Consider the following 23,304-nt stretch of genomic DNA (forward strand, 5'->3'; position numbering starts at 1 on the left):
TTATTTTTGAAGAAAGGCTCAGATTATAAAATCTAAGCCCTGACTTTTTAACTTACACACTTTGTGGGAGAGTGTCTCCCATTGATTAATTTTATTCAGAAACGGTTACTGGATAAAAGATCAATCGATATTAATTTCATATGTACACATAACTCAAGAAGAAGTCATTTTTCACAAGTCTGGGCACAGGTGGCCAGTGCGTATTTTAATGTTCCCAATGTTACCTGTTACTCCGGTGGTACAGAGGAAACCGCAATGTTCCATAAAGTTGTGGAAACACTGAATATGCAGGGGCTTTTTATTACAAAAATTTCTGATACCGTAAATCCTGTATATTCAATTAAATATGATGAGCATGTACATCCGGTGTTAGGGTTTTCTAAAAAATATGATAATTCTTTTAATCCTGCTTATGGTTTTGCTGCGATTATGACCTGTTCACAGGCAGATAGTCAACATCCTTTCATTAAAGGGGCTGATCTGCATATTCCCATTACTTTTGAAGATCCCAAAGTTTCTGACCGTACTCCTGAACAGACAAAAGTGTATCATGAAAGGAGTTTACAGATTGGTGCTGAAATGTTTTACGTCTTCTCCCAGATTAAATGACAGAATTGAATGAACCAATCAAAATAAAAATTATTGATCGGTTTTTTATTTAAATTTAGCTGATATAGTATGATAATTTTAGTATACTCATCAATAATTGATGAGTATTTTCCAATAGGATTAATAGTCAGGCTAACACTATATTTACAGTTTCGTATTACCTTTGTTCAAAAGATTTCAGTGTCCCGTCTTCATGATATTCAATATCATATTTATAACGCTCATTTTCGATGGATTGCGGGTACCATTGGATCGTATTTCTTCTTTTGCCGGCATAGATGGTATAATCTTCAGAATGACTCTCAATTTCTTTCCTCTTTTCTGAAAGAGCCCTGTATACATTAGTGACATTTCTAAAAGGAAGTTTATCAAGATTGATCAGCGAACCCTGTACATCATCCATTTTTGACAGAACAACCGGTTTTGGAGTTTGCCACTGTCCGTCCGAATATGTATATTCATCTACATAATTGCTGTTTTCAGGATTTTGAAGTTTAGTGATGATTCTTCCGTCATCATAAAAATGGATGAATTGATAAATAAAAATGGATTTACCCGCAAACTGATTCAGGTCTCGAAGCTGTTTTTCTGCCAGCTCCAGTTTTTCTTTTTGAGAGGTAAAAGGAATTGGCTGTTCAACTGGTTTTTCGATGATGACGTCCGTATTATCAGCAGAATCTGCTTCTGCTCTATTTTGAGAACTTTCGACTGTATTTTGAGAATCTAAGGTATCGTCGATGCTTTTTTTAAAATCTTTGCAGGAAACCAGAATCACCGGGATTATCAGGATATAAAAAATATTTTTCATTGGAATTTAATTATTAATTTCATCAAAAAAACTAAAGTTTTCGGGGTTATCAGGCAAATACAATATTTCTCTTTGTTTCATAGAGGAAACATTTCCGAGATTTAGTAAATCGACAATTTCTTTTTTGCTTGTTTTAATCAGCTTTCCCATTTTATCTTTGAACTCAAGTACAAATTCTATCTGAGGCTGTTCATTGATGTAAGTTCCTGTCTGCCGCACCGAAATAATATCGGCCATGGCCTTCTGGCCCCAAAATTTCAACCGTAATTGTTCCCGGGTCGTCTTATTGCCCATGATAAAAATTTTAAAAATCAAATACATGATACCGGGAAAAAAGATGAGACAGGCAGGTATCACAAGCAAAGGATGAAACAATTCCAAAAACCTCCAGCCCAAGCCGCCACTTTCAGTTGCATAAGCGTAGCGGTAATAGGCAATTACTCCTGCCAGGAATATGCCCCACACCAGAAATAAAAGATAATTGACTTTTGCCTGAGAACCCTCTAAAAAGAGATAAGGATTTCTTTTAAATGTATCATCAACTTTCAGGTAAATAATTTTTCCTGTTTCAAATCTGTTTTCTTCAGGTCTTGTATCTCTGATGATCATAGAATGCAGGATGTCATGACCCGAAAAATTATTGATGTCAAGCACAATTTCTCTTGAAACCGGACCTGACTGATGCTTATTAATCAGTTTTGATTCCTTTATTATCGCCTGGACCCTTCTTCCTGACTGTTCAATATAGGTAAGATTTTTTTTGGCTAAAAAACTGTTTTTTAAAATAAGCCATAAGGTATAACCTAAAGAAGCGCCCCAAAGAATACAGCTTAAGGCTAAGAAAAATAGGGCAAGCATTCCGTTAGGAGTATTATTACTGGAATGGGGGACGTTATAGTATATGATGCAGGGATGAATAAATATAAAATAGGCTATAAAAGCACCCCAAAATATAATAAATCCGTTTTTCATGTTCATTGAATTAATGATCAGTCAACGTTATAGCTAATCGGGCTTTTAAAGTCACAATCGGTATGGGCTATATTGATAACTGATATTGATATCTTACAGATCAAATTTATTCAAATTTTTCTAATTTCATCTTTTAATTTAAAAATAACCGATGGGGTTTTTGTGAAACTGAGCCGGAACCATCCTCTGTTATATCCATATATTGATCAGCTTTCTGCTCTGTTCCATGGCAATTCCGAAAATTAAGTGTGAACCGAATTCCCATACCCACCAGGACTTTGGCATTTCAGAGACTTTCCCCTGCAAACCCAGCACAGGAACAGTGGAACCATGTGTCAACGCCCAAACTGCTGTTCCTGCTTTGATGCCTCCGTCGATTTCTAAATTTTTATTATTATTTACTAAAACAACATACGTAATGCCCACTGCTGTCCCTAACATGTAGTGGATGCATTTCATTGATGTTAAAGTATTATCGTAGGAAAGTCTGTTGTGGGTAACAGCACGGTACACCTTTTTAGCAAGGATTGCCGGAGGCATATTGCCCGGCTGGCGGATTACGTCGGCTCCCTTCAGTTTAAGTTTGTCAGGTTCCGGCGGGAACAGGTTTTCACCCAGTTTTTGTAATGGCGGTTCTACGATTGATTTTATTAACGAGGCAAATAATCCAACGGCAATTCCTTTTAAAATATTCTTTGTCATTATATTCATTGGTAAATATTTTAGTAAATAAAAACAGGTATTCATCCTGACTTTATGCTGTTGCAGCAATATATCTGCTTGCTAAAATTATACCACGAAAACATGGGTAAGCGTTTAAGCTTCCTGTAGAGTTTCTTTTTGAAAATATTTTATGGTCTACATCATTACTGAGAATAGTTCATATTTTAATTTAACCAGCAGATTTTGATTGAACTTTATGCATGAACCCGGAAAGTAAAACAGGTTTGTTTTTCATCCGACATTACAGTTAGTGTACCATTGTGAGCCTTCGCTATTTCAGAAGCAATATAGAGACCCAGTCCCAATCCGTTTCGGCTGGATCGGCTGTTTTTGTTTTCCCGGTGAAAAGGGTGGAAAAGAGATTGCAATGCCTCCTGTGGAATTGGCTCTCCTTCATTGATTACTGAGATTTCCCAAATATTTTCATTAACCGCAGCTTGTATAATCACTGGAGCAGTGGGGGAACCGTGGATGATGGCATTAGCCAGTAAATTGGAAACCAGTTGGGATAAACGTCCCGGATCACAGATGACCGGCTGGTTTATATTAAAATCAGATTGAATGACGCGTTCCGGCCAGGCGAGTTTCAGTTCACCACTTACCTGATTAAGCAATTGCTCAAGATCAGATTCAACAGGAACAATGGGAAAACCGCCTCCCAGGCGTCCTCTGGCAAGATCCATAATGTCATTGATCATTTCGTACATTCTTTTTGATCCCGTCTGAATGATGCTAACAAGCTTCTGTTCACGCTCTTCCAGTTTGGCTCTTGCAAGCAGCTGGCCCGCACTCATAATTCCGCTAAGCGGATTCCGGAGATCGTGTCCGAGAACTGCGATGAACTGCTCACGGATATGGGCATTTTGCTGTTCCATTTTTAGGTTGGCTTCCGCAAGCTGTTTGGCCATCCGGAGATTTTCTTCATACAACCTGCGGTCTGTAGCCCGGAAAATGGTAAACCTTATGAAAAGCGGGTTTTCATTTTCATCTTTTCTTTCATATGCGTTTATGTAAACGGGTAATTTCCCTCTCCCGGAATCTGCCAGTTCCACAGCAACTTCATCAAAATATCCCTGCATCCGCAACAAAGGCCAGAGATGGGTTTCAAAATAAATTTTACCTCCGACAGCCAAAAGGTCAGAAAAACGTTTTCCCGGTAGTGTTTCAGGCTCCATATTAAGCCAGTCGGCTGCACGTTTATTAATGCGGATAATTTTACCTTCCCGGTCTGTAATGATAAAGCCGCACAATGATGATTCAAAAAAATCTTCAAAATCTTCGGCGGATGAAGAAAGGATAGAGTTACTGTCCATGTAAATAATTGTTCATAGCTAAAATAGTCTCCTCCGGAGCACTAAGATTCGGACAATGTCCCGTAGCATTCATAATAACAAGTTTGCTGTCAGGCATATGGTTATGCATATACTGGCCCACTTCTACCGGTGCAATCACATCACTGCTGCACTGCAGGATCAATACAGGAACATTGGTATAAGGCAGGATCCCGCGTTTATCGGTCAGGAAAGTAGTGCGGGCAAAATGCTTGGCAATTTCAGGATCGGTTTTACAAAAACTGTTGGCAAGCTCATCCTGAAGCTCTTTTCTTTCAGGATTTCCCATGATAACAGGAGCAATCGACATTGACCATCCCAAGTGATTGTTATTCATTGATTCCAGTAGCTCATCGATCTCTGGTTTGCTGAAGCCGCCGATGTAATCGTTCTGATTGATATAAGACGGTGAGGGGCTTACCAGAATAAGAGTTTTAAAGATATCCGGAGCCATGCCAGCGGCCATAATGCCCATAATAGAACTTACCGAATGTCCGACAAAAATGCCGTTTTTGATCTTTAGTTCAGTGGCAATTTCCACAATGTCTTCAGCATAGCCTTCAAGCCTGTCGTATTTCTGAAATGAATAGGCTGAAAGATCGGAATTTCCGGATCCTACGTGGTCAAAGAGAACGGTTGTATAGCGGTCTTGGAAATCAGGATAAATATACCTCCACATGTTCTGATCACAGCCAAAACCATGGGCAAACATCATCACAGTGTCTCCGGTTCCACCCACAACGACATTGTTTCTCTTAAGTATACTCATATACGACAGCTTTTCACAAAGATAGTTTATTATTCAAAACAAACATATTTCATTATTGCAAATTCAAAACGGCATTGAAGTAAATGAGGATTTTATTTTAATGGCCTGAAGCACAGGATGAGCCTGTCATGGAATTACTGATGGAATGACCAATATGGGTCTTAATTACTGTATTCTTTTTTCTCATTTCGTTAATTTTAATATCTTTAACTATCAAATTATAAAAAAATACACATGAAATCATCAACATTAGTACTGGCTCTGCTTTTCCAGTTTATAAGCCTGACGGTCTTTTCACAGAAAAATGCGGGCTTAGGTTCCCTGTTAAATAAAAATTCTGAATTTATTTTTCCACAGACTACTGAAAGTATTTCTTCTGTTTTAAAAGAAGAACCTGATTTTTATGAAGATGCTAATGAAGAGAAATATGTCAGATGGGTAACTCCATCGGGCTTGCAGCTTTATTGCAGCCTTGATGCAAGCAAAAATATTAATGAAATGTTTTTTACTATTCCTGACGATAAATTTGTAATTCTGCAGGGGCTTCCGTATAAACTTACTATGAATAAAACTACACTTCAGGAATGTGTTGCCAAATTCAGAAGTTATGGAGCAAAAACACAAAAGTTAGGAGAGGATACTGAATATTCGGGCGGTTCGAAACTTACGTTTAAAAAAGAGAGCCGTTACACCGTTTTACTTTTTGATCACAAGAACCTTTTAAAAGCGATGCAGTTGGTCACCCAGCTGATTGATCCTGCTGTCAATTGATCTTGATTACTGGAGTATATTTACTAAAACAATTTCATAATCAAAAGATTATCTTTAATTTTCTGTAATCTGACTGCTTTATCGTGTTGTTGTTATTTCTACAGATTATACTCTAAGATATTTCTGAGGCTTTCTTCTCCTGCTGATAATCAAAGCAACAAGAATTACGGTTACAGAGCATATTCCCATGGCAAGGAAGCTTTTTGTTACTGTCGTAATTTCTGCGACATACGTAAACAATAAAAGGCCTACGGAAATCAGACTGCTGTCGGAAATGATCACAGACATTACTTTACCCCTGAGATGATCAGGAGTTTTTTCCTGGAAAAGTACCCTGCTGTAACTTCTGAATAACTGGCTGAATAAACCCAGTAAAAATAGGATTGCATAAATAAAAATTATCTCTGGCCTTATAGATAATATAATAAGCAATACGCCACAGAATAAGCCAATCAGATACCACATGCGGATGCCTTGTCTGTTATTTTTAAAAACCCTGTGCAGGATACTTCCTGCCAAAACTGCTCCTACAGCTTCAACAGCTGATAAATACCCGAAATTTTTAATGTCCGATAATAATACATTTTTAACGTAAATGGAAATCATCGCGTCAAAAGGAAACATAACGAGCATCATAAGAATACTCACTATAAAGCACTTCATAAGAATTTCAGAATGATAAATAAAACAAAGCGCTTCTTTATATGAACTTATAAACGACCTTTTAATTCCCTGCTTTGCAGCCTCTGTTATTTTGGGAATTTTGAAAAGAATGATAAAAGAGGGGATCTGCAAAAGCCAGTCGATCCAGAATACAATATGGATTTGGAAATACTGTATAAGCAGTGCCGCCAAGATTGGCGCTCCAATTGCTGCAAGATTCAGCCCTGTGGCATAGTAACCCACAGCTTTTGTGATCATCGACTTATCTGCAATATGAGGTAAAATTGCATTTCTAATACTAGGCTCGGCACCGTCAAACACACTTCTTAAAAATAAAATTCCTGCTAAATAGTACCAGGCCGGCTGATCGTCAACCGAAATTAAGATGGTCTGCAGCAGAGAAGTGCACATAATTAAAAAATACAGCAGGATCATCATTTTTCTTTTGTTATGAAGATCGGCTAAATATCCCCCGACAAATCCCATGAAAAACCGGGGAATGATTCTAAAAGAAAGAACTTTCCCGATAATGGAAAGGTCATTATACGTTTCAAGCAGATACCAGCTTAAGGTGGTTAATGCCATATATTCCCCTAAAGCTCCTATACAGGTACAGTATAAAAAAGAGCGGTAAAATTTGTTGAGTTTCACTTTACCCATGATTAAGTAAAGGATTGGGAATATGACTGAAAACAGTGGAGTCCAATATCCTCATTCTTAAAAGTGATTTTACGGGAATGGTTGTCTTCAGTACAGAATCTTTAAACTTGATTTTATCTGCTGCTGCACATTCGGTTGTCTCTATGATCTCCAATGATATGTTTTTTACCATTTTCCAAAGCAGGTTAACATCCATATTATAATACTCAGCCGAAAAATCAATGATATGACCGATGAGGTTATAATATAATGAATGGAAGAACTCATCAATGCAGTCCTGATAGGATAAAATGGTTTTAGCCGGATCGGTCAGATTGGTGCTCATGTATTGTACCATACAGGATTCCTTCACCATCTGAATGCTTCCCAAATCCCTGTACACCATAGTGTTCGGAATGAAATTACGGTTAAACCTTATGAGGCAGTTCTGGCCATGAGTGTCAAGTGCAATACCCAGCTTCAGGAATATTTCAATAGGCAGATAAAGGATGACGTATAATAACCGTTCCAGATAATCCAAAGCTCCAAGTCCGGATTTTTCCTGAAATTTTATCAGCAATGACTTTTCAATATAGGCTGTAGCATGAGTGAGAGAAGATGCTACTACCAGTTTTTCGCTGTCTGAAGCATACAGCGACGGGTTTTCTCTAAGCGTAAATGAGAGAAGCGGACCTTGCCGGAACTTTTTCACCTCTTCGGTAAGATGCGATCCGTATACATCATTAACAATAATTCCTTTTCCTAAAGAAACAGATTCTAATTGTTTTGAATATATCGAAAGATTCTCAGAAAAGATGATCCCATTGTAAATGTCCCTTTCGGAAAGTAATCTGAACACACTGGTTGCCTGAATGGCAACAGGAAGCTTCACATGTAAACCCGTTCTTTCTTCAGCATTGATCTGCAGTGCATGTGTTCTGAATGAGAGTGTAGGATAGGCCACTATTTTTTCTTCATTCAGTCTGATGATTCCTTCTTTAAATTCTTTATTGAGCGAAGGAAAGATCATGTTTTTTAAATGCCATGGGTGTACGGGGAAAACAGTTTCATCATCATTAAAATGCAATAGAGTAGTGGATTTCAGATGAGACATCCATAAAGCATCATTGCCGTACTCTTTAATATATTCCTTTTTAACGGATAGCAACGGTAGTTCTACTTTCGGGAAAAATTCAGGACAATATTCATAGATTTCATTTTTTGATAACCCGAATTTTGTTTTTGTGCAGACGTGCAGCGGATGGCCTGTGAAAGGAATTGCTTCGGAGGCACGTAATGCTTTATCAATTTCACTAAATGAAGAGCAGTTGATAATGTTATCTATTTCAGACAGCAGGAACGGCAGATTTTTTTCCTCCCATTCAAATGCGGTTTTCATGTTCTGATATGAATTTGAAACTTCATGTAATACTTTTTTTCTTTTATCATCCGGAACATTCCACAGATCAAAAATGTGATGAAGAAAAGACCGGAATTCTACAGGGCGGAAATTTCCATTTTCGTCTACTTCAATAACAGACTGCTTGTTGTGCTTTCCCTGAAAAATAATTAAGAAGGTGTTTGTTTTCTTAATCTCAAAAATTTGGATTTGCTTGTGGTTCGTCTTATATTGAGCATCACCATTTTCGGAATGTTCACGTTCATTCATCAGGGATTTGATCAGTCTTTTTGTAATCTCCTTCTGCGCGATTTTGCTGTGAGCGTTTTTTGCTGCTTTCATCACTCGGTAAAAAGATAATTAAGATAAATTTCAGTAACATTTCGTGGCTTACCACTGGTAGGGAATTCGTGGTCAACAATGCTGGGTCTTGTATTGACTTCTATAACATTAAAATCTGACTGTTCATACGGCAGTGTAATATCTTCACAGCGAATATCCAGCCCAGCCACATCAATGTCCAGAAATCGGGTAATTTCTATTGCCTTTTTTATGATCTGCGGATTTATATCGTCTGTCACATCATGAGCAAGTGCTCCAGACCAGCCATTGCCACAGTTTCCGACATATCTTTTTTCCTGATAAGGAAGTATGTCATCTATGCTATAGCCATTTGATTTTAAAAGCTCTGCTGCGGAATCTTCAGAAATTTCAACCAGCATTTCCGTCTGTTTACCATATACGTCCACCTTAGTATTAAAACGTTTGTGATTCTCAATTTCTATAAGTTCGGAAATACTATTTTCGCCATTTCCCGTTATAAAAGGCCATTCATTCCATAAAACACCAACCACTTCATGGTTAATCAGTAGTATCCGGTAATCTCTTCCTTTGGCCTGCTTCTGGAGAATGGCTTTCTGGCTTACCGATTTAATATGGCTTACTGCAGATTCCAGCTGATACGGATCTACAATATTCATGTGAATTTCTACTCCTTTGTTGGTGTCAAAAGGCTTTGCTACGATCACTGAATGGGTGCTGAGAAAATCTAATGCAGAATCATCAACCTGATCTATGAAAATAAAAGGTGGGATAGGAAATCCATTCTGCTGTAAAATATAGTTACAGGTAATTTTATCTTCTGTAATGGCATTTGGGATATACCTTAGTGAAGGTGAGATCGCACGGTTGATCATAATGGTTTTTCCATTTTTTTTCAACGCTAAAAAATCCTCTTTCTGTGGCACTACAAATGTACATTCTATGTCCATCTGCTTGCACTTTTCAATAATCATCCAGGTATGGATGTTTCTTGTTCTGAAATTCATGGTTATTAATTTTATGGTTTTTTTAAAATCTGAAACTTGCGGTACCTACAACATTCCGTGGGTTCTGCGCCTGTGCATCACTATTCCAGTACTTTTGGTCAGTAATATTGTTAAATTTGAGGCCGGCGGACCAATTTGCACCTTCATACAGGATGCTGGCATTGACTATGGTGTAATGAGGGATAATAATTGAATTGGCGGCATCCCAGTAAACACTGCTTACATAATTTCCTCCTGCACCGATGCGGATATTTTGAAGGAATCCTTCAGGGATTTTATAATCAGCCCAAAGGTTATACATGTTTTTAGGTGATCCCTGCACTCCTTTCCCAATAAGACCTGGTTCTCCGTCAATGAATTTATTTTCATTATAGGCTATTCCGGAGATAAGACTTAAATGATTGAGCTGTGCGATGAGCTCAAATTCAAATCCACGGCTTTTCTGTTCACCGTTTTGCTGTGTGAAATTATTCGCATCTGAAAATGTAGCATCGTTTACGTTTATTTCGTAAAAACTAAGTGTGCCGAATAATTTTTTTTGCAGCAATTGTGCTTTTAGCCCTAATTCCTGCTGATATGCTTTTTTCGGTTTTAAAACAAGCTGTGAACCGTCAGGCTGACTTACCGGTCCCTGATTGATAAATCCGTTCATGTAATTTCCGAATAAGGATAACCTGTCTTTTAATAATTCATAGACAATTCCTATTTTTGGAGAGAAGAAGTTTTGCTCATAGCCGTCATCCTGTTTGGTATTATTTGCAATACTGGGATCATTTTTATAATGATCAAAACGGCCGCTCAGCAAAACGCTTAAATGTTCTGTAAAATTAATCACGTCAGAAAGGTAGACACTGCTGTTATACTCCGTACTGTTCCAGTGTCCTGCATTTCCGCTTCCTAAGATTGCATCAATTTTGGCACGGGTAATTGGTGCAAAGTCTTTATTCACATCAATATCATCATACTTGACCCATTGAAAATTCAGTTTTGTATCGGTTTTGGTGTAGTCGGCACCGAGCAAGATCCGGTTTCGTAAACCGAAAATTTTTACATCTCCATTGAAGTTCTGCTGAAATTGCATAAAAGATAATTTCCGGCCGCTGTATAATCCGACGTTTCGCTCAATCGTTGAGGCTGATGTCCATCTGGGATAAAGCAGATAGCTGAAATCTACAAAGCCCGCACTTGAATTAATGTGAGTGGAAGAAGTCCAGTGATCGGAAATTTTGTACACGGCTTTTACAAAAATATTGGTAACATTTGTTTTGGCATCAACATCTTCACCTCCTATGTACTTATCATAAGCAAGAGGAATTTCATTAAAGTTTTTAAAATAACCTCCTGATAAGTTAGGGTAAGGCATGGCCGTATTTTTTACCGTGGCAAATTCCGCATCGATGAGAACATTGAACCGATCGTTTACTTTGAACATCAGGCTTGGAGAAATAGTAGTATTTTTATAATATCCTATATCCTGAAAGGTATCCTGGTAATTATAAGCCGCATTCAGACGGAATAGAACCGACTTGTCTTTGTTTAACGGCTGATTGGTGTCAACTGTTAACCGTGCTAAATTGAAACTTCCTGCATAGATGGCAAACTCGGTTTTTTGCTGGTCGTAAGGTATTTTGGTCACCTTGTTGATAAGACCGCCGAAAGAAACGGCATTTGCACCATACAAGGTACCTGTAGGGCCTTTTACCACCTCCATCCGTTCGATATTGATGGGATCAGATTCAGCCCTGAACTGGGTAGCCATTCCGTTACGTATGGCATTTCTCGTTTCAAATCCCCTTATCCAGGCAGTAATTGCTCCGGTAGGATTATTAAATGCAACTACCCCTACTGCATTATTAATTATTTCACGGTTGCTGACCAATATTTGATTTTTAATAATTTCTTTTGGAATTACGGAGTACACCTGCGGATTTTCAATATTTTTTAAAGGCATCCTTGCAATGTCTGTACTTTGTTTTTCACCATATTTCTGCGTTGCAGTAATGATTACTTCATCTAAAGAAGTTGTTTTAACAGTGTCCTTTTTAGTTTCTTGGGCATAAGATGTAGTAGAGAGTAGCACTACAGCAAGCAACGGGTATTTTTTATTCACGGCCTTATATTAATTTAGAACAAATATAAATAAAAAATTATTGTGTGGTAGGTTTAATATATAATGATATTTGTCATGATGTATATTTGGAAGATTTTACAACAATTGGGATCATGTTTTTAACTATTTCCAGATATGAAACTGAGTATACGTACAGTCCAAACTGATTAATGTGCAAATTTCTGTTCACTAAATATTTAGTAGAAATATGTTATGATAATTCAATTAATGCATTTTTCGTAATAATAAATCAGTTATTTTATTATGTATTTGATGAAACTTTTTTATTATGAATTTTGGTTTTGAAATATCGTTTTAATTTTATTTATTTCTCAAAAAAATACCACATCACAAAGTTTTTAGATTTTGGGGTATCAGATTTGCATGCATCATCAGAGCAAACCATTTACACCTATTATTATGAAAAAGACAGAAACCCGGGAAAACGGGAATACCGGCAAAATAGCTGCCAAGTCTTCTGCTGCAGAAGGACTTAGAGAATTGTTTATTGATGAGCTTAAAGACATTATTTATGCTGAAAGAGCACTTGTAAAATCTTTACCTAAAATGGCTAAGAATGCTACTGAGCCTAAACTCATACAAGCAATAGAAGAACATGTTGCTGTAACAGAAGGGCAGGTTCAGAGACTGGAAAAGGTTTTTGAAATACTCGGAGAATCCAATCGGGGAAAGAAATGTGATGCAATGGAAGGCCTCATTAAAGAAGGAGAGGGTATTATGGAAGAAACTGAGGCAGGGCCGGTTCGTGATGCCGGAATTATCTCTGCTTCACAAAAAATAGAACATTACGAGATTGCTTCATACGGTACCTTAGCGGCTTTTGCGCGAACACTTGGTGAAGATGAAGTTGCGTCACTTTTAGAAGCTACGTTGGCAGAAGAAAAAGAAGCTGATTCACTGTTGACTGAATCAGCATACAACTCTATCAATTTCCAAGCTGCAGACGAAGATCAGGAATAAATTTTCAAATGCTGATGCCGTTGCCGAGATAAGCATTCAATTTTATAAAAATACAAAGCAGAGATTTGCTCTGCTTTGTATTTTTAGGCGAATTTTTTTGATGCGCAAAGTGCTGCATTAAATGATTTGGTACACCATTTGAAACATGCATTTCTTAAAGTTATCTTTAGGAATAAAATAGATCATGAAAAAAATAATTTTTACAGCATGTTTGCTATTATCTACAGTCAGTATCATCAGCTGCACAGCCTCTAAAATGAACGAGCCAAGCAATTCTGAAAGTCAAAATTCAGTAGCTGTAAGCGGAACTGTAACTCATATTGAAAATGGTAAAGACGGTTACATGGCTACTGTTAAAAATTCCAGCGGAAAAGAATATATTATAACCATCAGCATGGTGAATCTTCAGAAAAGCGGGATCCAGTTTAAACGGTATAATGTGGGAGATACAATCACAGTAACAGGGCCTTCCTGGAAAGATGAACAAGGCAAAGTATATATTACCGCAGAAAAATTGAACTAAGCAAAATGCAAATAAATATCCTTCTAAAAACCAGAAGGATATTTTTTATGATATGTTACTCAATAACATGTAAAAGCTATGTAGTGCTGATGTCACTCATAGAAATAAGATAAAACATTTTGAATATATAAAATATTAATTAAAATAAAAAACAGCTGTCCATGGACAGCTGTTTGGTTTTATAATAAATGCTAAGCTAGTCTTTTAAAATTTTCTGAGAAACCGGTTGATTGTTAACGGTTCCTGTAATAATGTAATTTCCTTTCTGCATATCTGCAACATTTAGAGTTTCATTTGCTTTTACAGAAGAAGTTTTAATTAACTGACCTGAAATTGAATATATTTTAAGGTCTTTTACATCTGTTCCGAATACTATTTCATTATTCCTTACTAAAGAATTTTTAACAAATTCATATCGTGGAGAATGATTGTATACATCACTAACAGCAAGTGCTCCGGCTTGTGGTGTAGGAAGCGTAACGGTAAAGTCTATATTGTTATTATTCGTATCTCCTGAAATTCTTGTAATCGAGTTCAGGATGCTTGGAGAAGGAGCCGCTCCTGAACCTTCATACTGATTTGCCAGACCATATCCCACAAAGTCCAGAACATTCGATGCTGTAGGTCCTGTAACCTGTGTGGTGTTGCTTGCCAAAGCCACTTTTCCTGAAGTAAGGGCAAGTCCTATACCTAATCCTACCGTAGGGCTTGATCCATCAAAGTTAAGAACTAAATTAACAATAAGATTAGGGTTAATAAGATTAATGATACCGCCGCCATCAGAACCTTCCTGGATTAAATAGGTTTGCCCGGGAGCAAGCGTAATAGTAGGTAATGTATGATACTGGTTGAACGGCCCTGAAACAGGACCATATTGTATAGTAGCTCCTGTGAGGGTAGAGGTGGAAGCTCCTATATTCTTCAGTTCTATGAAATCATTGGTCAACGTTGCACCCAAGATACCGCCTCCCGTATAAATTTAATTAATCACAATCTGAGCATTGGAAAACTCAGCTATCGAAACAAGTCCGATAAAAGTAAATACTTTTTTCATAAAATTAATATTTAGTTGATTCGATATAAAAAGTACAAAATAAATACCAAATTCATATTAATATACCATATTTTTTGATTTATTTTACATTTATTTTTAATTCTAATATTCTTAAATTATCAATGAATGGTTTATATGTTTAATTTTCAATTTATTGTGATATATATGATATGTATAAGTCTAAAAATGGAAGATTTCAAACAATCAAATTGTTTTTTATTTCTTTGTTGTTTCTTTCAGGGTGAATAAATTGTGTATATATTATCAAATTAAGTGATCATTAGTGATATATGTATATTTTTTATCACATTACATGTTAATATTTTAATTAATTGTATTTTTAGAATGAAATTTTTCAAATTTGTATTAAATAATTATTTACATTTACAAAAACTTTTAGCATGAAAAAAAACGGAGTATTGTATTCATTTTTCTCCATTCTTTTAATACTTTCTGTATCCTTTAGTGTAATCAGCTGTAATGATCGAGATGAAGAGGTAGCTGGCAATAGCGATTTTTCAACTTATAAGGTTGAGATTAAATATTCAGGAGATATACAGAATTGGGAAGAGCGTCTATCCATCTCAACAACAGTTAAATCACCTGTTGAACCTTCTCTTAAAGGGGTAGTAGTCAGTAATTCTGAAAAGATATCTGATGCAGAATACCGTTTTTTATTACCGCAAAATTCACCTTTTGACAAAAATTTTGAGACTAGCCCAAATATAAAATCGATCGCTATAAATGGCAATATTACAATGAAGAATTCAAATGCTCAGCAGGTAACGGCAGTGGTAAAAGTTTACAAAAATAATGAGCTGAAATTTGAGTCACCATTTGTTTTTAATTCTTCTAATACCTATCCATATTACAATATAAATGTAAATTGATCGGAGTCTTTGTATGTCCGATATTATGTATTCCTGTAATAAATATATTATTACTACATCATTATTTCCTAATTATTTTATTGACTACATAGGACTGGTCATCCATTAGTATTATGCAAATTATAAAGCGCAACATTTATAATTTGAATTAATGTTGCAAAATTTAAATTAATTATCATGAATAAAAAAAAATTATTGAGACCGATTGTTGCCATTGTTCTGATAGGCTCCATTTGTATGATTGCAAGTTCAGGACGTACTAAAAATCCATTGCCATCAGCTCCTACAACGCCACAGCCTGCAATTGCAGATAAAACTCTTACTGTTTCTTTACAAACAGTAAGCGCACTACCTAAACCTTCTTTCAGAAACCTTCCTTGTCCTGCCCCTCCTTACATTGGATCCGGAAACGGTAATGGTCCAGCACAGACAATCTATGATCAATATAAATATTACTGTGTTATTACTGTAAGAAATGTAAATAGTTCAACATGGGGAACCAACGGGGTGAAAACTAAAGTATGGGATGTTGCTAATCCTAATAAAACAACAATTGATGTCGCTGTTCCTGGAGGCCATAATTATAAAGTAACTGTTGATTATTATGAAGTTAGAAACAATTTCTGGACTGATAATGTTTCGGCCAGAGGAAAATGGACAACCGAACAAAACTTTAATGCCGGATATGCCGGTAATTGGAACTTTAATCAATGGGCATTTATGTCGAGACAATAAATAAAGAGTAACTATGAAAAAAATATTCGCTTCACTTGCTTTTGCGGCATTGTTAATGATGTCTTGCTCTAATGAAAACACTAATATCGGTAAAGCAGACGAAAATGTTTCGACCTACGAAGATGTTATATCTAAAATTTACAATTCAAAGGCTAAAAACCATATACTTATTGAAAATTTAGGAGGACTGCATTCAAATAAGAGATTATTCAGTATTTTATCACGTTCTATCGGCTCTGAACCATTAGCTGTTTCTTTCAGTGGAAGAGATATTACCTCACCGGTCAACTATTCTGAATTTGGAAATTCCTGGATCAGTAATGAAGATAACTCAAGCCTTTTTGGAAAAAAAATAAGCCTGATTCAAAAAAACGGTAAATTGATATTTTCCCCATTATCCAATTCAGCAAGTAAAAATGCAGAAGAAGGAGCCGCAGGTATCCATGTCTATATTCCTGATTTGGTACAAGTTGGAGTGTCAGGACTTGAAAACGGAAAGCTGGTTCCTGGCACTGTCATTACCTGGAATAAAGATGTTAACAATGAAAATGGAATAATTTTAGGGATTGAGTATAATCCTTATGAGCAGGAAGATCTTACCATCAGAGAATCTAAACCAAATAATGAAGTTGTATATGATAAAGTTGATGATAATGGTAGTTATACGGTTACAGAGGAAGATCTTGAAAAATTCCCTAAAGGTTCATTTCTTTCATTCTATATAGGAAGAATGGCCTATACAATTGACTCTTCAGGTTCGGTAGTAAATGACACTTCGGTTGGTGCTCTGAGTGCGGTGCGTGCTGATTATCAGATTAATTATTAATAACAATAATAAGAAGGCTGTCGTTACGAGGCAGCCTTCAAATTTTACGATGATTAAATATTATCTATTGATGCTTTTCCTTTTTTTCCCTTTATCATCATTTTTTTCTCAGGCAAAAAATACATCAGATGGTAAGGAATTTATTTATAATGTAAGCATCGGAGCAATTACAGGAGCAGTAGGAGCAATTATCAATAAAAAAAAAGATCAAAAACTTGGGGAAATTGCATTCAAAGGTTTTTATCAGGGCGCTGTAGGCGGGTATTTAAGTTTTGAAAGTAAAAGGTTAGTTAGACTTTCCGAAAAAGAAAATGACTGGAAATTGATGTGGGCAGCAAAACTAGTCAATGCTTCAGGTACTTCAATAAAAGAAAATGCTGCTTTAAATAAAGCATTTGGGGAATCTTGGCATATTAATATTGGATTTAACAGAATTGAATTTATTACAAAAGACAGATTTCATGTAAAATATAAAATAATGCCTATTGCCTTAATATATACTATTGGTGTAGCTGCGCAATCAAAGTCTAAATTTGAATTAACAAAATCTTTACAAAACGGACAGGTTATTTTTTCAAATACGAGCGCTCTCTTCGATCAGAATAATACCGTTGCAGCAACTTATCCAGGTGTTATAGTATATAAATTTTCAGAGGATAAAAACCAGCAGCTAATCCCTCATGAAGTAATCCATATATTTCAAGCTAATGATTTCTCCGTAACTGAAAGTTTCTTATATAAGCCATTAGCCCGTCTTGAATCAAAAAGCAAAGCATTGAATACCATAAGCAAGTATGTGCATTTTGACTTCAGATATGTACCTTTTTTTATTTTGAATAATTTAGAATTTAATAGCTCAACCTATTATTATCAAAACTTTTTTGAACGTGAGGCAGGATTCTATTCTAACACATTTGATAAAAATCTTTTGAAATGACCTATAGATATATATGGCTTATTATTTTATTTGGAATTTCAGCCTTCATTTCCTGGAATTATTTAGGAATTGTCTTTATTATAAATATAGTACTGTTATATGAGATTTTAAATAGAATTCAGTCTTATAATTTTGTTTCCAGATTTTTATATGTATTTCCTTTTTTTCTTACATTAAATGTTTTTGCGACATTTTGGTTATTTACTGTAGATGCTGTTAATTCTATTATTACCTATGGGACAAATTCTGCTCTTATGACCTTTTTCTTTGTGATAATATCCCATATCAACATAAAGAAATTTGACAATAAAATACTTTTGATATTTATCTGGCCTATGAGTGAATGGCTTTTGACAAAATGGGATATTGCATGGCCCTGGCTGACTTTCGGAAATGTTTTAGCAAACCAATGGTTTTTAGTACAGTGGTATCGTTTTATCGGTGTTTATGGAGGGACGATGTGGCTTATAGGAATGTCATATGTTGTTTTCCTGATCATAATTTCTGACAAAAGGAAAAAAAAATATTTATTAATATCTGTATTATCTATATTTCCGCTGTGGTCTCTGTTTTCGTACCTTAAAGACGATCCGGGTAATACGGAATCTGAATATGTTGCTTGTCTAGTACCCTCTGAAAATAATACGAATTCATCTGCTTATGATAAAGCTAAAATGTTATTAGAATTTCTTGAGAGAAAAAAATATCATGAAGAAATGATAGTATTGACCCCGGAATTGTTTTATTCTACAAGTTCAAAAGATTTAGAATATAGCGATTTTTCTTATCTTTTAGCTGGTTTCCTGAATAAAAATCCTTATAAACTTTTATTTGGAGCAGAAATCATAAATGATTCTGTCCATAAATTTAATGGTATTACTTATATAGACAAATCAAGCTATTTATTCAGGACAAAAAAAAAATATGTACCGATAACAGAATATACGCCTAAAATCCTTACTCCCTTCTTTGGAATGTCTAACTACTTGAAGAATAATAATGATGATGCTTACAAAATGAAAAAAAATATACATTCACTTCCTTTCGTATGTTATGAAATTTTATTTTCCGATTTTATCGCAGAGAATTCGATCAATTCAGATAAATTACTTTTACTGACAAGTGAGGATTTTATGAATGATTCCTTCTATGGAAGAAAACAGTATCTTAATATTGTCAGGTTAAGAGCTATTGAAAACGGAAGATATTTATTAAAATGTTCTTATAAAGGTAGATCTGTTTTAATTTCTCCGAAAGGGGATATTGATAAAACAATGAGTACTACCTTTAGTGTAACAAAAGTTCCGTTAAACAATGAAAATACAATTTATCAGAGTGCCGTCAGATGGTTATCTAGGTGATAAATTTGTGAAGTTGCATCCACAAACATGTAACAATTTGCATAAAACAATTGCTCCGGCTATCTCAAAAGATAGCCGGAGCAATTGTTTTACTAATTAATAAACTGATTAATGATGTCTTACACCTTTTTGATGATAGTTAACATTTTTATTTACTGCTTGGTAGTTTTTAGACCCATTTTCTGCTGTATTATTATATATATTAGCGGAAGAATTCTGGCTATCAGGTATAGGAGTGGTGAAACGCATTTCTTTACCATTTTTAAACACTTTATTATCATTGGTGCGATACATCTGGTTTTCTTTGTAGGTATTTCCGTCAGGAGCAGTGAATGTTTTCAATTTATTGTTTTTTCTTTTTCTCAATCCCCAGATTAAGGTTCCTGTTCCCAATAAAGCTAATGCTATTTTTATCTTGCTGTTCATAATATATTGTTTTGAAATTAATAATATTTTTATAATTGATTGTTAATTTAAGGTTGTCCGCTTCCTCCTGCGGCACCATAAATCTGTCCTGTGGAAAAACTTGCATTATTGGCAGCTAACTGGACGAAAATGGAAGCCAGTTCCGCCGGTTGCCCCGGTCTTCCTAAGGGTGTATCCGCTCCGAATTTTATCAGGTTTTCCTGAGTTTGTCCACCGCTAACTTCAAGTGCTGTCCAAACTGGCCCAGGGGAAACTCCGTTTACCCGTATTCCTTTCGGACCTAACTGTTTGGCCAGTGACTTTACATAGCTTGTGGTTGCAGCCTTGGTCTGTGCATAATCATATAAATTCTCTGAAGGATCATAAGCTTGAACAGAGGAAAGTCCGATAATGGACGATCCGGGCTTAAGATGAGGCAGGGCTGCTTTCGTAATCCAGAATGGTGCATAGATATTGGTTTTCATGGTCCGGTCAAATGCTTCAGTGCTGATGTCCAGAATGGATTCGTTCGTTTTCTGATGTCCGGCATTGTTAATAAGTATATCAAGCCCTCCAAGCTGTTGTACTGCCTGTGAAACCAGTTTTTTGCAAAACTCCTCATCCCTGATGTCTCCCGGAATGCCAATAGCCTTTCGTCCTGCTTTTCTGATCAGATCAATCACTTCTGCCGCATCAGATTCTTCTTCAGGAAGATAATTAATAGCTACATCTGCGCCTTCGCGTGCATACGCAATCGCTGCGGCACGGCCTATGCCCGAATCTCCTCCGGTAATCAATGCTTTTCTTCCCATCAGTCTTCCGGATCCGATATAACTTTTTTCGCCATGATCAGGCACCGGGTCCATTTTACCTGCCAATCCCGGGAAAGGCTGGAACTGGCTTTTGAAAGGAGGCCTAGGGTATTTGGTGGTAGGATCCGTAAGATCGGGTCCTGTAGTATTTCTCAAATTTTGATTTTGTGATTGAGCCAGAGTTTGCGGTGCCACTGCTGCAACCGCAATGGTCGCTGCGATCTTGCTGAGCGCATTTCTTCTTGTGATTGTTTTTTCCATACGATTAATTTGGTGGTGTGGTAGGCTGTACATAAAGCCTTAACCGTATAAGAGCAATGAACATTCCAAGCTGCTGTTCTTTATCTTTTTTTTAAATAATGTGGTATAAGTTATATCTTGGATACTTGCAGCAATTGTTGTGATTGATAAATAATAATGCTCCACAGCAAGGGCGGCAAGATAGTTGCTGAATTTAACTGCCAAACCATTACAGATATGAATTTACCATTACCTGAAGAATCTGAAACCATGAACGGAAATGATCAGTCAGATCATTTTCTTAATGACGTTCTCACAGGCCTTAAAAGCAATCCGAAACATTTATCTTCAAAATATTTCTATGACAAAACCGGGGATGAACTGTTTCAAAAGATAATGGCAATGCCGGAATATTATCTTACACGCTGTGAACTGGATATCTTTAAAAATAAAACTCCGGAGCTTGCAGATTTGATTCAGGCATACAACGGTGCTTTCGATCTTATTGAACTCGGAGCCGGCGATGCCATGAAATCTACTTTTCTCCTTAAACATCTTATTGAAAAAGGAGCCGACTTTACATATATGCCTATTGATATATCCGGAAATATTCTTTCTGTGCTTAAAAAAAATCTTAATAAAGATTTGCCTGAACTCAACGTTATTCCATTGGAAGGGGAATATTTTAAAATGCTGAAAACAGCATCGGCAATGTCTTCAAGACGTAAAGTAATTTTATTTCTTGGAGGAAATATCGGGAATATGAATAAGGAGGAAGCTGAGCAATTCTGCCGTGAGATGCATCGGATTTTGCGTCTTGAAGATATCATTTTTATTGGCTTTGACATAAAGAAAAATCCTCATACCGTGTTGAAAGCATATAATGACCCAGCAGGAATTACCGCGGCATTCAACCTTAATCTTTTATCAAGAATTAACCGTGAGCTTGGAGGTAATTTTAATCCTGATCATTTTCAGCACTACCAGACATATGACCCTCTCAGCGGATCATGCCGCAGTTTTCTGATCAGTCTCACTGATCAGGAGGTAACTATCGGTGATGAGAGTATTTTGTTTAGAGAGAATGAAGTCATTGATATGGAAGTTTCACAGAAGTTTTCTCATGATGAAATCCGCCGGCTTGCAGAAAAAACAGGGTTTAAAGTGGCGGGAGAAATTAAAGATTCTAAAAGCTGGTTTGTAGACAGCATCTGGAAAAAAGACGACCTTAAAGTTAATACTTATGGAAACTAAGACAAGCATCATCTCTTTAGTTAAAAGATATCAGGACATCCGTAGACACTCTACAGATATATGCGCGCCCTTGGAAATTGAAGATTATGTAGTACAGCCTATTGTGGATGTCAGTCCTCCCAAATGGCATCTGGGCCATACGACCTGGTTTTTTGAAACTTTTATCCTGCAGCCGTATGACCCTTCTTATAAAGTGTTTGATTCTCAGTACAATTTTGTATTTAACAGTTACTATGAGACAATAGGAGCACGCATTATCCGTACGGACCGGGGGAACCTTAGCCGTCCATCTGTAGCAGATGTTTACCGGTACCGAGACTATGTAGACGATAAAATGGCCATATTCCTTGAAAGTAAATATATGACTGAAGCTGTTGAGCCACTGCTGGAACTTGGGCTTAACCATGAACAGCAACATCAGGAATTGCTTTTGACCGATATTAAATTTATTCTGGGACATAATCCTCTTTTTCCGATCTATAAGAATGAAACAATTCAGAAAATCGAAGCCGGAGATCAAAAAATGATCCCGTTTTCCGGAGGAGTATACGAAGTTGGTTTTTCAGGGACAGGGTTTTGTTTTGATAACGAACTGGGAAGGCATAAAGTGTATCTCAATGATTTTGAAATTTCAAATCATTTGGTAACGAATGGAGAATATCTTGAATTTATGGCAGCCGGCGGATACACTGATTTCAGACATTGGCATGCCGATGGATGGAATTGGGTAAAAGATAAAGGCATGACTTCACCATTGTACTGGCATTATATTGACGGAAAATGGATGATGTATTCATTAAACGGCCTACATGAAATCGATCCTGATCAGGAGCTCTGCCATATCAGTTTTTATGAAGCTTCGGCATATGCTTCCTGGAAGGGGCTGCGTCTGCCCACTGAACAGGAATGGGAAATTGCATCTTTCGCTTTTGATTGGGGAAAGCGCTGGGAATGGACGAACAGTGCTTACCTTCCTTATCCGGGATTTACAAAAGAACCCGGAGCAGTAGGAGAGTACAACGGTAAATTTATGGTTAATCAGATGGTTTTACGCGGAGCTTCTGAAGCAACTCCCAAAGGTCATAGCAGGCCGACGTATAGGAATTTCTTTCAGGCCGATTTGCAATGGCAGTTTTCGGGAATCAGGCTGGCCAGATAATGTTC

Annotated in this window: 23 protein-coding genes; 11 read left to right on the top strand and 12 right to left on the bottom strand. The window is 36.5% G+C overall.

The genetic code is table 11. From position 1 onward, the window contains the following. Positions 1 to 63 precede the first annotated feature (63 nt). Complete coding sequence (locus MKJ01_RS15045) at positions 64 to 609, top strand: hypothetical protein (RefSeq protein ID WP_241614972.1); 546 nt, start codon at positions 64 to 66, stop codon at positions 607 to 609. 157 nt (positions 610 to 766) lie between these two features. Here the strand turns inward: MKJ01_RS15045 and MKJ01_RS15050 are convergent, their stop codons facing one another. From MKJ01_RS15050 to MKJ01_RS15070, 5 genes are all read right to left on the bottom strand, one after another. Next, positions 767 to 1,417, bottom strand: a complete 651-nt coding sequence (locus MKJ01_RS15050) for a hypothetical protein (RefSeq protein ID WP_241614971.1) — start codon at positions 1,415 to 1,417, stop codon at positions 767 to 769. Positions 1,418 to 1,423: 6 nt separating this feature from the next. Then, positions 1,424 to 2,389, bottom strand: coding sequence for a hypothetical protein (locus MKJ01_RS15055; RefSeq protein ID WP_241614970.1), 966 nt, complete (start codon positions 2,387 to 2,389; stop codon positions 1,424 to 1,426). A gap of 189 nt (positions 2,390 to 2,578) precedes the next feature. Beyond that, a complete protein-coding gene (locus MKJ01_RS15060; protein WP_241614969.1) occupies positions 2,579 to 3,100 on the bottom strand; it encodes a DUF1440 domain-containing protein in 522 nt (173 codons plus the stop codon). A 206-nt stretch (positions 3,101 to 3,306) separates the two neighbouring features. Then, positions 3,307 to 4,425: a PAS domain-containing sensor histidine kinase gene (locus MKJ01_RS15065; protein WP_241614968.1), complete on the bottom strand. Its 1,119-nt coding sequence runs from the start codon at positions 4,423 to 4,425 to the stop codon at positions 3,307 to 3,309. Continuing rightward, entirely contained in the window at positions 4,415 to 5,212 is a 798-nt protein-coding gene (locus tag MKJ01_RS15070; RefSeq protein WP_241614967.1) for an alpha/beta fold hydrolase, read from the bottom strand. The genes MKJ01_RS15065 and MKJ01_RS15070 overlap by 11 nt, the downstream gene beginning before the upstream one ends. Before the next feature lie 234 nt (positions 5,213 to 5,446). On the opposite strand from MKJ01_RS15070, the gene MKJ01_RS15075 reads away from it, so the two are divergent. Beyond that, positions 5,447 to 5,983 carry a hypothetical protein gene (locus MKJ01_RS15075; RefSeq protein ID WP_241614966.1) on the top strand — a complete coding sequence of 179 codons (537 nt, stop codon included), beginning with the start codon at positions 5,447 to 5,449 and terminating at the stop codon, positions 5,981 to 5,983. A 105-nt stretch (positions 5,984 to 6,088) separates the two neighbouring features. On the opposite strand, the gene MKJ01_RS15080 is transcribed toward MKJ01_RS15075, so the two are convergent. Genes MKJ01_RS15080 through MKJ01_RS15095 form a run of 4 tightly spaced genes read right to left on the bottom strand, consistent with a single transcriptional unit; the run spans position 6,089 to position 12,122 of the window. Then, positions 6,089 to 7,306 (bottom strand): MFS transporter, encoded by a 1,218-nt coding sequence (locus MKJ01_RS15080; RefSeq protein ID WP_241614965.1) that lies wholly within the window; start codon positions 7,304 to 7,306, stop codon positions 6,089 to 6,091. Continuing rightward, complete coding sequence (locus tag MKJ01_RS15085) at positions 7,299 to 9,026, bottom strand: IucA/IucC family protein (RefSeq protein WP_241614964.1); 1,728 nt, start codon at positions 9,024 to 9,026, stop codon at positions 7,299 to 7,301. Before MKJ01_RS15085 ends, MKJ01_RS15080 begins: the two co-directional genes overlap by 8 nt. Beyond that, positions 9,026 to 10,012 carry a hypothetical protein gene (locus MKJ01_RS15090; protein ID WP_241614963.1) on the bottom strand — a complete coding sequence of 329 codons (987 nt, stop codon included), beginning with the start codon at positions 10,010 to 10,012 and terminating at the stop codon, positions 9,026 to 9,028. Before MKJ01_RS15090 ends, MKJ01_RS15085 begins: the two co-directional genes overlap by 1 nt. Before the next feature lie 22 nt (positions 10,013 to 10,034). Further along, entirely contained in the window at positions 10,035 to 12,122 is a 2,088-nt protein-coding gene (locus MKJ01_RS15095; protein WP_241614962.1) for a TonB-dependent receptor, read from the bottom strand. Between the two features lie 420 nt (positions 12,123 to 12,542). Between MKJ01_RS15095 and MKJ01_RS15100 the strand changes: the two genes are divergently transcribed. Then, positions 12,543 to 13,103: a ferritin-like domain-containing protein gene (locus tag MKJ01_RS15100; protein ID WP_241614961.1), complete on the top strand. Its 561-nt coding sequence runs from the start codon at positions 12,543 to 12,545 to the stop codon at positions 13,101 to 13,103. Positions 13,104 to 13,287: 184 nt separating this feature from the next. After that, positions 13,288 to 13,626 (top strand): hypothetical protein, encoded by a 339-nt coding sequence (locus tag MKJ01_RS15105; protein ID WP_241614960.1) that lies wholly within the window; start codon positions 13,288 to 13,290, stop codon positions 13,624 to 13,626. A 196-nt stretch (positions 13,627 to 13,822) separates the two neighbouring features. Here MKJ01_RS15105 and MKJ01_RS15110 read toward each other — a convergent pair whose 3' ends face one another. Then, the gene (locus MKJ01_RS15110; protein ID WP_241614959.1) at positions 13,823 to 14,584 is read right to left on the bottom strand and encodes a T9SS type A sorting domain-containing protein; all 762 of its coding nucleotides are present in this window, start codon (positions 14,582 to 14,584) and stop codon (positions 13,823 to 13,825) included. A 497-nt stretch (positions 14,585 to 15,081) separates the two neighbouring features. Here MKJ01_RS15110 and MKJ01_RS15115 point away from each other — a divergent pair, with 497 nt between their 5' ends. The 5 genes from MKJ01_RS15115 (at position 15,082) to MKJ01_RS15135 (ending at position 19,429) form a co-directional block, all read left to right on the top strand. Continuing rightward, positions 15,082 to 15,570 carry a hypothetical protein gene (locus MKJ01_RS15115; protein WP_241614958.1) on the top strand — a complete coding sequence of 163 codons (489 nt, stop codon included), beginning with the start codon at positions 15,082 to 15,084 and terminating at the stop codon, positions 15,568 to 15,570. Between the two features lie 177 nt (positions 15,571 to 15,747). Next, the gene (locus MKJ01_RS15120; protein WP_241614957.1) at positions 15,748 to 16,305 is read left to right on the top strand and encodes a hypothetical protein; all 558 of its coding nucleotides are present in this window, start codon (positions 15,748 to 15,750) and stop codon (positions 16,303 to 16,305) included. Positions 16,306 to 16,318: 13 nt separating this feature from the next. After that, the gene (locus tag MKJ01_RS15125) at positions 16,319 to 17,131 is read left to right on the top strand and encodes a hypothetical protein (RefSeq protein ID WP_241614956.1); all 813 of its coding nucleotides are present in this window, start codon (positions 16,319 to 16,321) and stop codon (positions 17,129 to 17,131) included. Positions 17,132 to 17,198: 67 nt separating this feature from the next. Continuing rightward, positions 17,199 to 18,068 carry a hypothetical protein gene (locus MKJ01_RS15130; protein WP_241614955.1) on the top strand — a complete coding sequence of 290 codons (870 nt, stop codon included), beginning with the start codon at positions 17,199 to 17,201 and terminating at the stop codon, positions 18,066 to 18,068. Continuing rightward, positions 18,065 to 19,429, top strand: coding sequence for a hypothetical protein (locus tag MKJ01_RS15135; RefSeq protein WP_241614954.1), 1,365 nt, complete (start codon positions 18,065 to 18,067; stop codon positions 19,427 to 19,429). Before MKJ01_RS15130 ends, MKJ01_RS15135 begins: the two co-directional genes overlap by 4 nt. A gap of 108 nt (positions 19,430 to 19,537) precedes the next feature. Here MKJ01_RS15135 and MKJ01_RS15140 read toward each other — a convergent pair whose 3' ends face one another. After that, entirely contained in the window at positions 19,538 to 19,855 is a 318-nt protein-coding gene (locus tag MKJ01_RS15140) for a hypothetical protein (RefSeq protein ID WP_241614953.1), read from the bottom strand. Between the two features lie 47 nt (positions 19,856 to 19,902). Beyond that, complete coding sequence (locus tag MKJ01_RS15145) at positions 19,903 to 20,907, bottom strand: SDR family oxidoreductase (RefSeq protein WP_241614952.1); 1,005 nt, start codon at positions 20,905 to 20,907, stop codon at positions 19,903 to 19,905. Between the two features lie 216 nt (positions 20,908 to 21,123). On the opposite strand from MKJ01_RS15145, the gene egtD reads away from it, so the two are divergent. Together egtD and egtB are read left to right on the top strand one after the other, a co-directional pair. Next, entirely contained in the window at positions 21,124 to 22,140 is a 1,017-nt protein-coding gene (gene egtD / locus MKJ01_RS15150) for an L-histidine N(alpha)-methyltransferase (RefSeq protein ID WP_241614951.1), read from the top strand. Beyond that, on the top strand, positions 22,130 to 23,299 hold the full coding sequence (gene egtB, locus MKJ01_RS15155) for an ergothioneine biosynthesis protein EgtB (protein ID WP_241614950.1): 1,170 nt from the start codon (positions 22,130 to 22,132) through the stop codon (positions 23,297 to 23,299). Before egtD ends, egtB begins: the two co-directional genes overlap by 11 nt. The last annotated feature ends 5 nt before the right edge of the window (positions 23,300 to 23,304 follow it).

The organism is Chryseobacterium sp. SSA4.19, assembly GCF_022601875.1.
In the GTDB taxonomy this organism is placed as follows: Bacteria; Bacteroidota; Bacteroidia; order Flavobacteriales; family Weeksellaceae; genus Chryseobacterium.